We start from the raw sequence: 15,364 nt of genomic DNA, 5'->3' as shown, positions 1-15,364 counted from the left end.
CGGGGCGAACACTAGCCCGTCCTGACGCTCGGTAGGCTGCAGCCGTGTCCCTCGCCGTGCGTGTCATCCCCTGTCTCGACGTCGACGCCGGACGGGTCGTCAAGGGCGTCAACTTCGACAACCTCCGTGACGCCGGCGACCCGGTCGAGCTCGCTCGTCGGTACGGGGCCGAAGGGGCGGACGAGCTGACCTTCCTCGACGTCACCGCCAGCAGCGGCGATCGGTCCACGACCTATGACGTCGTCACCAGGACCGCAGAGGAGGTCTTCATCCCGTTGACCGTCGGTGGCGGAGTACGCACCGTCGAGGACGTCGACCGGCTGCTGCGCTGCGGGGCGGACAAGGTCGGGGTCAACACCGCAGCCATCGCGCGCCCGGAGCTGATCAGCGAGGTCGCCGACCGCTTCGGCGCCCAGGTGCTCGTGCTCTCCGCCGACGTGCGTCGCCGACGGGACGAGAGCGGCTCCCTCGTGGGCGGCTTCGAGGTGACGACCCACGGCGGTCGGCGCGGCACCGGGATCGATGCCGTCGAGTGGTGCGCGCGGGCTGCCGAGCTCGGTGCCGGTGAGATCCTGCTCAACTCGATGGACAGGGACGGCACCAAGGCAGGCTTCGACCTCGAGCTCATCGCGGCGGTGCGACCCGAGGTGGGCATCCCGGTGATCGCCAGCGGGGGTGCCGGTGTTGCGGAGCACTTCCCACCCGCGGTGGACACCGGCGCCGACGCCGTACTCGCGGCGAGCATCTTCCACTTCGGTGAGGTGACGCTCAGCGAGGTCAAGGACGCACTGGCCGCCACCGGTCACCCGGTGCGTCGCGGTGATGCCGGGGCCGGCAGGAGCGGCTCCTAGAGGCTGTAGTCCGCCGTCCGGACCGTCTCGACGGCCTCCGGAGGTCCGATGAGCTCGACCTCGGCGACGTCCCGACGGCCGAAGCCGAAGAGCAGGATCTCGCCGGGACGTCCGTGGATCTGGACCACCGGCCCGTCGCCGGAACCGATCCGGGTGCGGCGCTTGGCGGTGACGAGCTCCACCCGTGCCCCGTTCGTGCGGCGGAAGAGCAGGCGGCCCACCAGGGCGAGCTGATCCCCGAGGGCGGCCACGTGCTCCCGGCTGAGCGAGCGGCGGGGAGCGCCGAGGCCGGCGCGCAGGACGTCCTCGTGGTGCACGAAGAACTCCACGAGGTTGACCTTCTCGTCAACCACGGGGACGCGGGTCGGGTGCCACCTGGGCGGTCCCTGGCGCAACCGCTCGACGAGCGTCTCGTGGTCGTGGCGCGCCCGCAGCCGCGCCATGGCCGTCTCCGCGCGTCCCGACAGGGCGGGGACGACGATGCCGGCCGAGGCGTCCGGGCGGCCTTCTCGCACGATCAGGTGGGCGAGCAGGTCGCCGCTGCTCCATCCGCCGCAGAGGGTGGGTGCATCGGGTCCGACCTCGAGGAAGGTGTCGCACAGGGCGGCTCGCTCGATGCTGGCATGACGGGTCATCGGTGCTCCGTGGTCGGGGGCAGGGGCATCTGAGGTCGAAGGGTAGCCCCGACACCTGACCGCGCCACGCCGACCGGGTGGCCGTGGCCGATTCGAGACCCGACAGGCACCGTGTGGGCGGCTCGGCAGCGGCATGCGTCGGAGTGCAGAATGGCAGGCGTGTCCACTCCTACCTCGCCCCTCCCCGACGAGGTCGCGGCCCTACTGAGCCGTGATCCCGCCGGACTCGTCGCGGCCGTCATCCAGCAGCACGACACCGGTGAGGTGCTCATGCTCGGTTGGATGGACGACGAGGCGCTGCGGCGCACCCTGACCTCGGGTCGGGTGACCTTCTGGTCGCGCAGTCGCGGGGAGTACTGGCGCAAGGGTGACACCTCCGGCCACACTCAGCACGTGCGTTCGGTGGCACTCGACTGCGATGGTGACGCACTGCTCGTGCGCGTCGACCAGGTCGGGGCTGCCTGTCACACCGGAAGGCGAACCTGCTTCGACGCCGGCGACCTCGGTGCCGTCGTGGGAGCGCGTGCATGACCGCGCCCCGCAGCGAGATCCCGGACCTGAGCCCGGGCCGCACCTGGCCCGATCTCGACGCCTTCACCGTCCTGGCCCGGGATCGCCGGGTCGTGCCGGTCGTGCGCCGACTCATCGCCGACGGCGAAACGCCCGTCGGCGTGTACCGCAAGCTCGGTGGCGGTGCTCCCGGCACCTTCCTGCTCGAGTCCGCCGAGCACGGCGGTGTGTGGTCCCGATGGTCGATCGTCGGCTCCCGGAGCCACGCGACGCTGACCGAGCAGGACGGGCAGGTGCACTGGATCGGTGAGCCGCCCGTCGGGGTGCCGACCGAGGGTGACCCGACCACCGCCCTTCGCTCCACCCTGGAGGCCCTGGCCACCGAACCCGTCGACGGTCTGCCGCCGTTCACCAGCGGGATGGTGGGGGCGGTCTCCTACGACGCGGTGCGCCGGTGGGAGACGATCCCGAGTCGGCTTCCCGACGTCCTCGGGGTGCCGGAGCTCGGCCTGGTCCTGGCCACCGACGTCGCCGTGCTCGACCACAGCGACAGATCGGTGCTGCTCGTGGCCAACGCGATCAACTACGACGACACCGACGAGCGCGTCGAGGAGGCCTGGCGGGACGCCGTGGCCCGGATCGATGCGATGGCCGAGTGTCTGGCGGCGCCCGCGGAGAGCACGGTCGCGACGGTCGATCCGGAGGTGGCCGCCGCCGCCCGAACCGAGGTGGAGAGCGACGTGGACGTCGAGCGCTTCGAGGAGATCGTCGAGGAGGCCAAGGAGGAGATCCGCGCCGGGGAGGTGTTCCAGGTCGTGCTCTCCCAACGCTTCTCCACCCCGTGCCCCGTCGACGGCCTCGAGGTCTACCGGGCGCTGCGCCGGTCCAACCCCAGCCCGTACATGTACTTCGTGCGCCTGCCGCACCCCGACGGGTCCACCTACGACGTCGTCGGCTCCTCGCCGGAGGCCCTGGTGAAGGTCACCGGCCGCCGGGCGATCACCCACCCGATCGCCGGTACCCGGCCACGCGGGAAGTCCCCGGAGCACGACCTCCAGCTCGAGGAGGACCTGATCGGTGACCCCAAGGAGCGCTCCGAGCACGTCATGCTCGTCGACCTGGGTCGCAACGACCTGCAGAAGGTGTGTGCCGCAGGCACCGTCGACTGTGTCGAATTCATGAACCTGCGCCGCTACAGCCACGTGATCCACCTCGAGTCCACGCTCGTCGGCGAGATGGCGAAGGGGGTGAACGCCTTCGACGTGCTCGTCGCCACCTTCCCGGCCGGGACCCTGTCCGGGGCGCCGAAGCCCCGGGCCCTCCAGCTGGTCGAGAAGTACGAACGCAGCCGGCGGGGTGTCTACGGCGGGGTCGTCGGCTACCTGGACTTCCACGGGGACATGGACATGGCGATCGCCATCCGCACCGCCCTGATCAAGGACGGCGTCGCCCACGTGCAGGCCGGTGCGGGCATCGTCGCCGACTCCGTCCCCGCGCTGGAGCAGGAGGAGACGGTGCACAAGGCCGGCTCGGCCCTGGCGGCCGTTGCGGCCGCCCGCGCGGTGCGCCCCGTGGGGAGTGCAGCCCGATGAGCCGGCTCACGCGCAAGCCCGCCGTGGTGCTGCTCGCGATCGCCGCCGGGATCATCATGCTGGCGGCCGGTCGCGCGGACTGGATCACGGGGACCGTCGACGGCCCGGCCGGTCCCGTCCGGGCGATCGCGGTCGGGAGCGAGGCGGCGCCCGGCCTGGCCGGTCTTGCGCTCGTCGCGATGGCTGCCGCGGTCGCCGCGACGACCTCCGGTCGGATCGCCCGGTGGATCAGCATCCTGGCCATGGTCGGGGTCGGGGTCGGGGTCAGCGCACTGTCGGTGCGCGCGGTACTGAGTGCGCCCGAGGTGCTCGGGGCCGTCGCCGCCGAGGGCTCCGGCACCACGGGCACCCTCGAGGCCACCGGATCCGCCAGCGCCTGGCCGTGGGTCGCCGTCGCCGGCGCCGTGCTGCTGCTGGTCGCCGCGGCCGGGGCCGTCGTGGGCGGCCGCCGGTGGGGCGCGCTCGGTGGCAGGTACGAGCGGCCGGCCGGTGACGGGGCCACCCAGGTGGGTGGTGCGCGTGGTGAGCGCGTCGACTCCGACTGGGACCGGGTCACACGCGGGGACGACCCGAGCGTCGACTAGCCTGTGGACATGCCCACTGTCCTCGACCAGATCATCGACGGTGTCCGTGAGGACCTGGCCGGGCGCGAGGCCCGGCTCCCGCTCGAGCAGCTCCAGCGACAGTGCGACGGCATGCCGGCGCCACGCGATGCCCAGGCCCTGCTGCGGCGTCCGGGCCTGTCCGTCATCGCCGAGGTGAAGCGCAAGAGCCCGAGCAAGGGCGATCTGTCCCGCATCCCCGACCCGGCGGCGTTGGCGAGCGCCTACGCCGAGGGTGGGGCCACAGCCATCTCGGTGCTCACCGAGGAGCGGCGTTTCTCCGGGTCGCTGGACGACCTCAGCGCCGTCCGCGCCGCCGTCGACCTGCCCGTGCTGCGCAAGGACTTCATGGTGAGCGAGTACCAGGTCTGGGAGGCTCGCGCCCGGGGCGCCGACATCGTCCTGCTCATCGTCGCGGCCCTCGACGACGCGCGTCTGGCCTCGTTGATGGCTCTGGCCGGAAGGCTCGGCATGACCTGCCTGGTCGAGGTCCACGACGAGGCGGAGGCAACCCGCGCGGTCGACCTCGGGGCCACGGTGATCGGGGTCAACAACCGCAACCTCAAGACCCTCGAGGTCCACCACGACACCTTTGCCCGGCTGGCTCCGCTCATCCCGCAGGCATGCGTGCGGGTCGCCGAGTCCGGGGTGCAGGGGCCCGAGGACGCGCGGCTCTTCGCCCGTGCCGGTGCCGACGCCGTCCTCGTCGGAGAGGCCCTCGTGATCGGGGGAGACCCCGCGGCGGGTGTGCGCAGCATGATCGAGGCGGGAGCCACGCGATGAGCGAGCAGCAGCAGCCCACACCGGGACGATTCGGCGCCTTCGGTGGGCGCTACGTGCCCGAGGCGCTGATCCCCGCGCTCGAAGAGCTGGACGAGGCCCGCCTGAAGGCCATGGTCGACCCCGACTTCCTCGACGAGCTGGCCCGGCTGCACCGCACCTACACGGGCCGGCCGAGCATCATCACCGAGGTCCCCCGCTTCGCCGAGCACGCCGGGGGGGCGCGGATCATCCTCAAGCGCGAGGACCTCAACCACACCGGCAGCCACAAGATCAACAACGTCCTTGCCCAGGCCCTGCTGACCAAGCGCATGGGCAAGCAGCGCGTCATCGCCGAGACGGGTGCCGGCCAGCACGGTGTCGCGACCGCGACGGCGGCGGCGCTCATGGGCCTGGAGTGCACGGTCTACATGGGTCGCGTCGACACCGAACGCCAGGCGCTCAACGTCGCCCGCATGCGGGTCCTCGGGGCCACCGTCGTGCCGGTCGAGCACGGCAGCGCCACTCTCAAGGACGCGATCAACGAGGCCATGCGCGACTGGGTGACCAATGTCGAGCACACCCACTACGTCCTGGGCACGGTCACCGGCCCCCACCCCTTCCCCGAGATGGTCCGTGACTTCCACAGGATCATCGGAGAGGAGGCCCGCGAGCAGGTCCTCGAGCTGACCGGACGTCTCCCGGACGCCGTCATCGCCTGCGTCGGCGGCGGGTCCAACGCCATGGGCATCTTCCACCGGTTCGTCGGCGACGAGGCGGTCCGTCTCGTCGGCGTCGAGGCCGGTGGCGAGGGCATCGAGACCGGACGGCACGCGGCGCGCTTCGCGACGGCCGAGCCCGGCGTGCTCCACGGAGCGATGAGCTACCTCATGCAGGACGAGGAGGGCCAGACCCTCGAGACGCACTCCGTCTCCGCAGGACTGGACTACCCGAGCGTCGGTCCGGAGCACTCGTTCCTGCGCGATTCGGGCCGGGCGGAGTACCGCTACGCCACGGATGAGCAGGTGATGCACGCCTTCGAGCTGCTGTGTCGCACCGAGGGCATCATCCCGGCACTCGAGTCGGCGCACGCCCTGTCCGCGGCGCTCGACATCGGCCGGGAACTCGGTCCCGAGGCCGTCCTGCTCGTCAATCTCTCCGGCCGCGGCGACAAGGACATGCACACGGTCGCCGAGTGGTTCGGGCTGGTCGACGGTGACGAGGGAGATCAGGCATGAGCGCCTCCCCGGGGCTGGCCGACGTCTTCGCCCGGTGTCGCGACGAGGGCCGTGCTGCACTGATCGGCTACCTGCCCGTCGGGTACCCGAGCGTCGAGGGTTCCATCGACGCGGTGCGCACCCTGGCCGAGGCCGGTGCTGACATCGTCGAGGTCGGCATGCCCTACAGCGACCCGGTCATGGACGGCCCGGTCATCCAGCGCGCCGCCACCGAGGCACTGGCGAAGGGGGTCCACGTCGACGACGTCTTCCGGGCCGTCTCGGCGGCCAGGGAGGCCGGAGCAGTTCCGGTGGTCATGTCCTACTGGAACCTCGTCCTGCGCCGGGGAGTCGACCGCTACGCTGCCGACCTCGCTGCCGCCGGCGGCGCGGGGATCATCACCCCGGACCTCATCCCGGAGGAAGCGGGGGAGTGGCGCACCGCGAGCGAGCGGCACGGGCTCGACCGCATCTTCCTCGTCGCACCGAGCTCGACGACCGAGCGCATCGCCGCGGTCACCGGCGCGACGAGCGGGTTCGTCTACACCGCCTCGACGATGGGCGTCACCGGTGCCCGCGGGAGCGTGGGAGGTGCGGCGTCGGCTCTGGTCGCACGTGTCCGGGCGACGACCGACCTGCCGCTCTGCGTGGGTCTCGGAGTCAGCACGGGCTCCCAGGCCGCCGAGGTGGCCTCCTTCGCCGACGGAGTCATCGTGGGCTCCGCCCTGGTGAGCACCATGCTCGATCGTGCCCCCGAGGAGGGGCTGGCAGCGCTGCGCGACCTCACCCGGGAACTGGCGGAGGGCGTGCGGGGACGCGCATGAGCAGACAGCGTCTCCCGGACCTCGTGGGTCTGGCGGCCCGACTCGCCCTCGGCGGGGTCCTCCTCGTCGCGGGTGGGTTGAAGCTCGGCAATCCCCGAGGGGCCGCGCGCGCAGTCCAGGGCTACGACGTCATGCCCTTCGAGGTGGCCAAGTACATCGGATACGCCCTGCCCTGGATCGAGGTCATCATCGGGCTGCTCCTCGTCCTCGGTCTCTTCACCCGGATCAACGCGCTCCTGGGCACGCTGCTCATGGCCGCCTTCGTCATCGGCATCGCCCAGGCGTGGGCCCGGGGACTGACCATCGACTGCGGCTGCTTCGGCGGTGGCGGCGACGTGGCGGCCGACGAGACGAGATACGGGCAGGAGATCGCCCGCGACCTCGGTCTCGCCCTCTGCGGGGTGTGGCTCCTCGTCCGGCCACGCACCGCCCTCAGTCTTGATCGATACCTCTTCGCCGACGTGAAGGAGCACACGTGAGCAACCAGGACCGCAAGGCCAAGGCGCAGGCCGCAGCCAAGGGCACCGGCGGCGGGGCCAATGCCGTCATCGTCGGTGGGATCGTCCTCATCGTGGCCATCGTCCTCGTCGTCGGCGCCGTCGTCGTCAACGCCGTGCGCGACTCCGGCGGCGTGGACGCGCTGCCGCAGGGCGTGACCAAGGGCGAGCCCGTCGAGCCCTACGCGGACGCCGATCCGGCCAAGGACGCGCCCGTCGTCGACATCTACGAGGACTTCCGCTGCCCCGCGTGCAAGGCCTTCGAGCAGTACGAGGGAGAGACCGTCACCCAGCTGGCCCAGGACGGGAAGATCCGACTGCGGGTGCACCTGATGACCCTCATCGACAACAATGTCGGTGGCGAGTCGTCGGCGATCGCCGGTTCGAGCGCCCTCTGCGCCGCGAACCAGGGCAAGTGGACCGAGTACCACGAGGCGCTGTTCGCGTTGCAGCCGCAGCAGGAGACCGCTGACGGCTTCCCCGACGCCGCCTACACGCAGGCTGCGGAGCGAGCCGGCCTCACGGGCGACGGGCTCGACGAGTGGCAGCAGTGCACCGACGAGCACACCTACGTGGACTACGTCCAGAGCGTCGACGACGCCGCGGTGGAGTCCGGGATCAAGGGGACACCGACGGTGGAGGTCGACGGGACGCCGTTCAACTGGGGCAGCGTGATCGACCAGCAGACCGGAGAGGTGGACACCGACACCCTGAAGCAGATCCTCACCAGCGGTGACGTGCCCGAGGACATGGTGGCCCGGCAGTGATCGCCCCCGGGGCGCTCCCTTCGCCCACGACGGCCGCCATCGAGCTCGGCCCACTGACCATCCACGCCTACGCCCTGTGCATCCTCGCCGGGATCGCCGTGGCGATCTGGATGGGGGACCGGCGGCTGCGCGATCGTGGCGCCGAGGAGGGCGTCGTCCTCGATGTGGCCATGTGGGCCGTGCCCTTCGGCATCATCGGTGGCCGGCTCTACCACGTCGTCACCACGCCCCAGCCGTACTTCGGGGAGGACGGCACCCCGCTGGACGCGCTGAAGATCTGGCAGGGCGGACTCGGCATCTGGGGCGCGGTCGCCCTCGGCGCCGTGGGGGCCTGGATCGGACTGCGCTCGACCGGGGTCCGCTTCCTCGACTTCACCGACGCCGTCGCACCGGGCGTGCTCATCGCCCAGGGGATCGGCCGCTGGGGCAACTGGTTCAACAACGAGATCTACGGTGAGCCCACTGATCTCCCGTGGGGTCTGGAGATCCACCGCTTCGATGCGGCGTCCGGCCAGGCGGTGGTGGATGCAGCGGGGGACCCGGTCGTCCTCGGCACCTTCCAACCGACCTTCCTCTACGAGTCACTCTTCCTGTTCGCGCTGGCGATCGTGCTCCTGGTCGTCGACCGTCGAGTCGTGCTGGCGCGCGGGCAGGTCTTCGCGCTCTACGTCGCCGGCTATCCGGCGGGCCGGTTGTTCATCGAGATGATGCGAACGGACGCGGCGAACACGATCCTGGGACTGCGCGTGAATATCTGGGTGAGTGTGATCGTCTTCACGTTGGGAGTCGTCATGTTCCGGATTTTCGGGAGGCGCGAGCGCGCCCGCGCCTGAAATCTCACTAGGTGAGAACAAGATTCTCATCCAGCAAGACGTGGCGCTGCTACTCTTCTCCGCACCGCGGCCACCGGTGTCTGCGGATCCCACCAGCAGGTATCCGCGACGTCCGTGCCAGGTCGACGCGAGCCTGTCCGACCCGATTGCACCTCAAGGACGGTGACCCGACGTGACCCCTGTGTCCTTCTCCCCCTACGAGCGCTGGTCGGCCCTTCCTCCGGACACGGGTCTCTACCGTCGCGACACCGAGCGCGATGCCTGTGGCGTCGCCATGGTCGCGACGATGCGCGGTCACGCCGGTCACGACATCATCGAGCACGCGCTGCTCGCCCTGACCAACCTCGAGCACCGCGGTGCCACCGGCGCCGACCCGCTCGTCGGTGACGGCGCGGGCATCCTCACCCAGGTCCCGGACCGGTTCCTGCGCGAGGTCGTCGACTTCACCCTGCCGGAGGCCGGGCACTACGCGGTCGGTACCGCGTACGTGCCGACGGACGACGACGAGCGAGCGGCCATGGTCGGCCGGATCGAGGAGATCATCACCGAGGAGGGGCTGCAGGTCCTCGGCTGGCGGCAGGTCCCGGTCGATCGGGAGATCGTCGGCCGGATGGCGCGTGACTGCATGCCCGACTTCCATCAGCTCTTCATCGCCGCGCCCGGCGGTGAGGTCTCAGGTCTCATGCTGGAACGACTGGCGTTCGTGACCCGCAAGCGGGCCGAGCGGGAGACGGGCGTGTACTTCGCGTCCCTGTCCGCCAAGACCATGGTCTACAAGGGCATGTTGACCACGGCACAGCTCGAGCCCTTCTACCCCGATCTGTCCGACGAGCGGTTCGAGAGCGAGCTGGGCCTGGTCCACTCACGCTTCTCCACCAACACCTTCCCCAGTTGGCCGCTGAGCCATCCCTTCCGATTCATCGCCCACAACGGGGAGATCAACACCGTCAAGGGCAACCGCAACTGGATGCGGGCGCGTGAGTCCCTCCTGCGCAGTGACATCATCCGGGGTGATCTGCAGCGGATCCTGCCGGTCTGCACCCCGGAGGCGTCCGACTCGGCGTCCTTCGACGAGGTCCTCGAGCTGCTCCACCTCGGTGGCCGCTCGCTGCCGCACGCCGTGCTGATGATGATCCCCGAGGCGTGGGAGAACCACGCGACGATGGATCCCGCGCTCAAGGACTTCTACGAGTTCCACTCGATGTTCATGGAGCCCTGGGACGGCCCCGCGTGCGTGACCTTCACCGACGGGCGCCTCGTCGGCGCCGTGCTCGACCGCAACGGCCTGCGTCCCGGGCGCTACCAGGTGAGTGACGACGGGCTCGTCGTCCTCGCCTCGGAGACCGGGGTCCTGGAGATCGAACCGAAGCACGTGGTCGCCAAGGGCCGTCTCCAGCCCGGTCGGATGTTCCTCGTCGACACCGCCGAGGGACGGATCATCGAGGACGAGGAGATCAAGGAGCAGCTCGCGACCGATCACCCCTACGGGCAGTGGCTCGACGAGGGGCGGATCATGTTGGCGGACCTGCCCCCGCGTGAGCACGTCATGCACACGCCGGCCTCCGTCGCACGCCGGCAGCAGACCTTCGGCTACACGCAGGAGGAGCTGAAGATCCTGCTCACGCCCATGGCCACGAAGGGGACCGAGGCCCTGGGCTCCATGGGCACCGACACCCCGGTGGCCGTCCTGTCGGAGAAGCCCCGACTGCTCTTCGACTACTTCACCCAGATGTTCGCGCAGGTGACCAACCCGCCGCTCGACTCGATCCGCGAGGAGCTCGTGACGGCCCTGGGCACGGCGATCGGGCCGCAGGGAAACGTCCTCTCCGCTGATCCGGACCACGCCCGGCAGGTCGTGCTGCCCTTCCCGGTGATCGACAACGACGAGCTGGCGAAGATCGTGCACATCGACGCCGACCGGGAGTGGCCCGGCAAGGCCACCCACGTCGTGCGTGGCCTCTACGACGTCAACGGTGGCCACGAGGCCCTGCGCGCCCGCCTGACCACGATCTGCGAGGAGGTCTCCGAGGCGATCACGCAGGGCGCCCGCTTCATCGTCCTCTCGGATCGCGACTCCGGCCGGGACCGCGCGCCGATCCCGTCGCTGCTGCTCACCTCCGCCGTGCACCACCACCTGCTCCGGGAGCGCACCCGTACGCAGGTCGGGCTCATCGTCGAGGCGGGTGACGTGCGCGAGGTCCACCACGTCGCCCTGCTGATCGGCTACGGCGCCGCGGCGGTCAACCCCTACCTCGCGATGGAGTCCGTCGAGGACATGGCCCGACGCGAGGTCATCACCGAGGTCGACGAGGAAACGGCCGTTGCCAACCTCATCCGGGCGCTCGGCAAGGGAGTGCTCAAGGTGATGTCGAAGATGGGCATCTCCACGGTGGCCTCCTACCGGGGCGCACAGGTCTTCGAGGCTCTGGGGCTCGGGCAGGGCCTCGTCGACGAGTACTTCACCGGGACGGTCAGCCAGCTCGGCGGGATCGGACTGGACGTCATCGCCGCCGAGACCGCGGCCCGGCACGCCAGTGCCTACCCGCGCGAGGGGGTGCGCCTGCCGCACCGCAGGCTGGAGGTCGGCGGCGAGTACCAGTGGCGACGCGAGGGCGAGCCGCACCTCTTCGACCCGGACACCGTCTTCCGCCTGCAGCACTCCACCCGTGCGCGTCGGTACGACATCTTCACGCAGTACACCTCGCGGGTGAACGAGCAGGCTGAGCGGTTGATGACCCTGCGCGGTCTCTTCTCCTTCGCCGACGACCGGGCGCAGCCACCCATCAGCATCGACGAGGTGGAGCCGGCCAGCGAGATCATCAAACGATTCTCCACCGGCGCGATGAGCTACGGCTCGATCAGCAAGGAGGCGCACGAGACGCTTGCCGTTGCGATGAACCGGATCGGCGGGCGCTCCAACACGGGGGAGGGCGGTGAGGACCTCGACCGCCTGCTGGACCCGCAGAGACGCAGCTCGATCAAGCAGGTCGCCTCGGGCCGCTTCGGCGTCACCTCGAGCTATCTCACCCACAGCGACGACATCCAGATCAAGATGGCGCAGGGCGCCAAGCCGGGCGAAGGGGGACAGCTGCCCGGGCCGAAGGTGTATCCATGGGTGGCCAGCACCCGGCACTCCACCCCCGGCGTCGGCCTGATCAGCCCTCCGCCCCACCACGACATCTACTCGATCGAGGACCTCGCGCAGCTGATCCATGACCTGAAGAACGCGAACCCGCAGGCGCGGGTACACGTGAAGCTGGTCAGCGAGGTCGGCGTCGGCACGGTCGCCGCCGGTGTGAGCAAGGCCCACGCCGACGTCGTGCTCATCTCCGGGCACGACGGCGGGACCGGCGCCTCACCGCTGACGTCGCTCAAGCACGCCGGGGGACCGTGGGAGCTCGGCCTCGCCTCGACCCAGCAGACCCTCGTGCTCAACGGCCTCCGGGACCGGATCGCCGTCCAGGTGGATGGTCAGATCAAGACCGGTCGGGACGTGATGGTCGGGGCGCTGCTCGGTGCCGAGGAGTTCGGCTTCGCGACCGCACCCCTCGTCGTCAGTGGCTGCATCCTCATGCGGGTGTGCCATCTGGACACCTGTCCGGTGGGGATCGCGACCCAGAACCCGCAACTGCGGGAGCGCTACTCCGGCACACCGGAGTTCGTCGAGACCTTCTTCGAGTACATCGCGCAGGAGGTGCGTGAGCTGCTCGCCGGCCTGGGCATGCGCACTCTCGACGAGGCGATCGGTCGGGTCGACCTGCTCGACACCCGGCGGGCCGTTGACCACTGGAAGGCCTCCGGACTCGACCTCGGGCCGATCTTCGCCGAGGTCAGCTCCTTCGACGGGTCCGGTGTGCGGCACGGCCGCGCCCAGGACCATGGGCTCGAGGACGCCCTCGACCACCGACTGATCGAGCTCGCCGCGCCGGCCCTGGCCGATGGCACGACGGTCGCGGCCGAGGTGCCGGTGCGCAACGTCAACCGCACCCTGGGCACGATGCTCGGCCACGAGGTGACCAAGCGCAGCCCCGAGGGGCTGCCCGACGGAACGATCACCCTGACCCTGACCGGCTCGGCCGGTCAGAGCCTGGGCGCGTTCCTGCCGGCAGGAATCACGCTGCGCATGCTCGGCGATGCCAACGACTACGTGGGCAAGGGCCTCTCCGGTGGTCGGATCATCGTGCGGCCACCGGAGGATGCGAATTTCGTCGCCGAGGACAACGTCATCGCGGGCAACGTCATCGGCTACGGAGCGACGTCCGGACAGCTCTTCCTGCGCGGAGTCGTCGGCGAGCGCTTCTGCGTCCGCAACTCCGGTGCCGTCGCCGTGGTGGAGGGCGTCGGCGACCACGGGTGCGAGTACATGACCGGTGGCACCGTCCTCGTGCTCGGGCACACCGGCCGCAACTTCGCGGCCGGTATGTCCGGCGGCAATGCCTTCGTCCTCGACCTCGAGGAGTCGCTGGTCAACCGCGAGCTCGTCGACGTCACCCCCCTTCGCCCTGCTGACCGGGAGGTGGTGCTCGACCTGCTGACCCAGCACCTCGAGGAGACCGGCTCAGCCGTGGCCACGGAGCTCCTGGCGGACCCCGAACGCGGCCTGGACCGCATCTCGCTCGTCCTTCCCCGCGACTACCAGCGCGTCCTCGACGTGCGGGCCGATGCCGAGGCCGAGGGCCTCGACGTCGACGGACCGCTTGTCTGGGACCGGATCATGGAGGCTTCCCGTGGCTGACCCGCACGGCTTTCTCACCACCCGCGAGCGTGAGCTGCCCGCTCGTCGCCCCGTCGACGTGCGCATCAAGGACTGGAAGGAGGTCTACGAGGAGCAGCAGTCCGGCGAGCTGCAGCGCCAGGCCGGACGCTGCATGGACTGCGGCATCCCGTTCTGCCACTCGGGCTGCCCGCTGGGCAACCTCATCCCGGAGTGGAACGACCTCGCCCGCCGCGGCGACTGGCACGATGCGATCGAGCGGCTGCACGCGACGAACAACTTCCCGGAGTTCACGGGTCGTCTGTGCCCCGCACCGTGCGAGACCGCGTGCGTCCTGGGCATCAACCAGCCGGCCGTGACGATCAAGCAGGTCGAGGTGACCATCATCGAGCAGGCCTTCGGCCGCGGTGACGTCCCGCCACAGATCCCGGACCGTCTCACCGGCAAGACGGTGGCCGTGGTCGGCTCCGGGCCCGCGGGGCTGGCCGCCGCCCAGCAGCTGACCCGGGCCGGGCACACCGTCGCGGTCTACGAGCGCGCCGACGCGCCCGGTGGGCTGCTGCGCTACGGGATCCCGGAGTTCAAGATGGAGAAGCGGATCGTCGACCGCCGCATCCAGCAGATGAAGGCCGAGGGCACCCGCTTCCGTTCCGGCGTCGACGTCGGTGGCGAGCTGACCGGTCAGCAGCTGCGTGACCGGTACGACGCCGTCGTCCTCGCCACGGGTGCCACCGTGCCGCGTGACCTGCCCGTTCCCGGTCGTGCGCTGGACGGGGTGGTCCAGGCGATGGACTTCCTGCCGCCGGCCAACCGGGTCGCCCTCGGCGAGGAGGTCGAGGGACAGGTGACGGCAGCGGACAAGGACGTCATCATCATCGGTGGCGGTGACACCGGCGCCGACTGCCTCGGCACCTCGCTGCGCCAGGGGGCGCGCTCGGTCACCAGTCTGGAGATCATGCCGCAGCCGGGGCCGGAGCGTCCCGACAGCCAGCCGTGGCCGACCTACCCGATGCTCTTCCGGGTCGCCTCGGCCCACGAGGAGGGCGGCGAGCGCGTCTACGCGGTCTCGACCACCGAGATCATCGGCGACGAGCACGGCGCGGTCTCGGGGCTGCGGCTGACCGAGGTCGAGCGCACCGACTCCGGTTTCGAGCCGGTGGCGGGCACCGAGCGGGTGCTGCCCGCGCAACTCGTGCTGCTGGCGATGGGTTTCCTGGGTCCCGAGCCCGAGGGCATCGTCGCCCAGCTGGACCTGACGACGGACGAGCGCTCGAACATCGTCCGCGGGCGCGACTACCAGAGTGATGTCCCGGGTGTCTTCGTCGCCGGTGACGCCGGCCGCGGCCAGTCGCTCATCGTCTGGGCCATCGCCGAGGGACGGGCCGCCGCACAGGGCGTGGACGCCTTCCTCATGGGCAGCTCCCAGCTGCCCCGCCCCGTCGACCCCACGGACCGGCCGCTCACGGCGTGATGCCGGTCGGCGAAGGGGGCGTGACCGCCCAGCGAGTCCCGCCCCCTTCGTGGATCGGTGGGCCGTGAGCGGCTCCGGGAGGTCGGCATAGG

At 70.6% G+C, this 15,364-nt stretch carries 13 protein-coding genes; 12 read left to right on the top strand and 1 reads right to left on the bottom strand.

Annotated elements, in window-relative coordinates; genetic code table 11:
• The first annotated feature begins 44 nt into the window (after positions 1 to 44).
• On the top strand, positions 45 to 851 hold the full coding sequence (gene hisF / locus V1351_RS08885) for an imidazole glycerol phosphate synthase subunit HisF (protein ID WP_338747801.1): 807 nt from the start codon (positions 45 to 47) through the stop codon (positions 849 to 851).
• Here hisF and V1351_RS08880 read toward each other — a convergent pair.
• Positions 848 to 1,486 carry a TIGR03085 family metal-binding protein gene (locus tag V1351_RS08880; RefSeq protein WP_338747800.1) on the bottom strand — a complete coding sequence of 213 codons (639 nt, stop codon included), beginning with the start codon at positions 1,484 to 1,486 and terminating at the stop codon, positions 848 to 850. The genes hisF and V1351_RS08880 overlap by 4 nt on opposite strands.
• Positions 1,487 to 1,636: 150 nt before the next feature.
• Here V1351_RS08880 and hisI point away from each other — a divergent pair, with 150 nt between their 5' ends.
• From hisI to V1351_RS08825, 11 genes are all read left to right on the top strand, one after another.
• Positions 1,637 to 2,017, top strand: a complete 381-nt coding sequence (gene hisI / locus V1351_RS08875) for a phosphoribosyl-AMP cyclohydrolase (RefSeq protein WP_338747799.1) — start codon at positions 1,637 to 1,639, stop codon at positions 2,015 to 2,017.
• Entirely contained in the window at positions 2,014 to 3,588 is a 1,575-nt protein-coding gene (locus V1351_RS08870; RefSeq protein ID WP_338747798.1) for an anthranilate synthase component I, read from the top strand. Before hisI ends, V1351_RS08870 begins: the two co-directional genes overlap by 4 nt.
• Entirely contained in the window at positions 3,585 to 4,172 is a 588-nt protein-coding gene (locus tag V1351_RS08865) for a Trp biosynthesis-associated membrane protein (protein ID WP_338747797.1), read from the top strand. The genes V1351_RS08870 and V1351_RS08865 overlap by 4 nt, the downstream gene beginning before the upstream one ends.
• Positions 4,173 to 4,181: 9 nt before the next feature.
• The gene (trpC, locus tag V1351_RS08860) at positions 4,182 to 4,973 is read left to right on the top strand and encodes an indole-3-glycerol phosphate synthase TrpC (protein WP_338747796.1); all 792 of its coding nucleotides are present in this window, start codon (positions 4,182 to 4,184) and stop codon (positions 4,971 to 4,973) included.
• Entirely contained in the window at positions 4,970 to 6,187 is a 1,218-nt protein-coding gene (gene trpB, locus V1351_RS08855; protein WP_338747795.1) for a tryptophan synthase subunit beta, read from the top strand. The genes trpC and trpB overlap by 4 nt, the downstream gene beginning before the upstream one ends.
• Positions 6,184 to 6,990: a tryptophan synthase subunit alpha gene (gene trpA, locus V1351_RS08850; RefSeq protein WP_338747794.1), complete on the top strand. Its 807-nt coding sequence runs from the start codon at positions 6,184 to 6,186 to the stop codon at positions 6,988 to 6,990. The genes trpB and trpA overlap by 4 nt, the downstream gene beginning before the upstream one ends.
• Positions 6,987 to 7,469, top strand: coding sequence for a MauE/DoxX family redox-associated membrane protein (locus tag V1351_RS08845; protein WP_338747793.1), 483 nt, complete (start codon positions 6,987 to 6,989; stop codon positions 7,467 to 7,469). Before trpA ends, V1351_RS08845 begins: the two co-directional genes overlap by 4 nt.
• Positions 7,466 to 8,254, top strand: coding sequence for a DsbA family protein (locus V1351_RS08840; RefSeq protein WP_338747792.1), 789 nt, complete (start codon positions 7,466 to 7,468; stop codon positions 8,252 to 8,254). The genes V1351_RS08845 and V1351_RS08840 overlap by 4 nt, the downstream gene beginning before the upstream one ends.
• Positions 8,254 to 9,087, top strand: coding sequence for a prolipoprotein diacylglyceryl transferase (lgt, locus tag V1351_RS08835; protein ID WP_338752495.1), 834 nt, complete (start codon positions 8,254 to 8,256; stop codon positions 9,085 to 9,087). Before V1351_RS08840 ends, lgt begins: the two co-directional genes overlap by 1 nt.
• A gap of 172 nt (positions 9,088 to 9,259) precedes the next feature.
• Positions 9,260 to 13,822: a glutamate synthase large subunit gene (gene gltB / locus V1351_RS08830; protein WP_338747791.1), complete on the top strand. Its 4,563-nt coding sequence runs from the start codon at positions 9,260 to 9,262 to the stop codon at positions 13,820 to 13,822.
• Positions 13,815 to 15,272, top strand: a complete 1,458-nt coding sequence (locus V1351_RS08825; RefSeq protein WP_338747790.1) for a glutamate synthase subunit beta — start codon at positions 13,815 to 13,817, stop codon at positions 15,270 to 15,272. The genes gltB and V1351_RS08825 overlap by 8 nt, the downstream gene beginning before the upstream one ends.
• The last annotated feature ends 92 nt before the right edge of the window (positions 15,273 to 15,364 follow it).

The organism is Janibacter sp. A1S7 (assembly GCF_037198315.1).
Classification (GTDB): Bacteria; Actinomycetota; Actinomycetes; order Actinomycetales; family Dermatophilaceae; genus Janibacter; species Janibacter alittae.
This window is presented reverse-complemented; position numbering and strand designations above follow the sequence as displayed.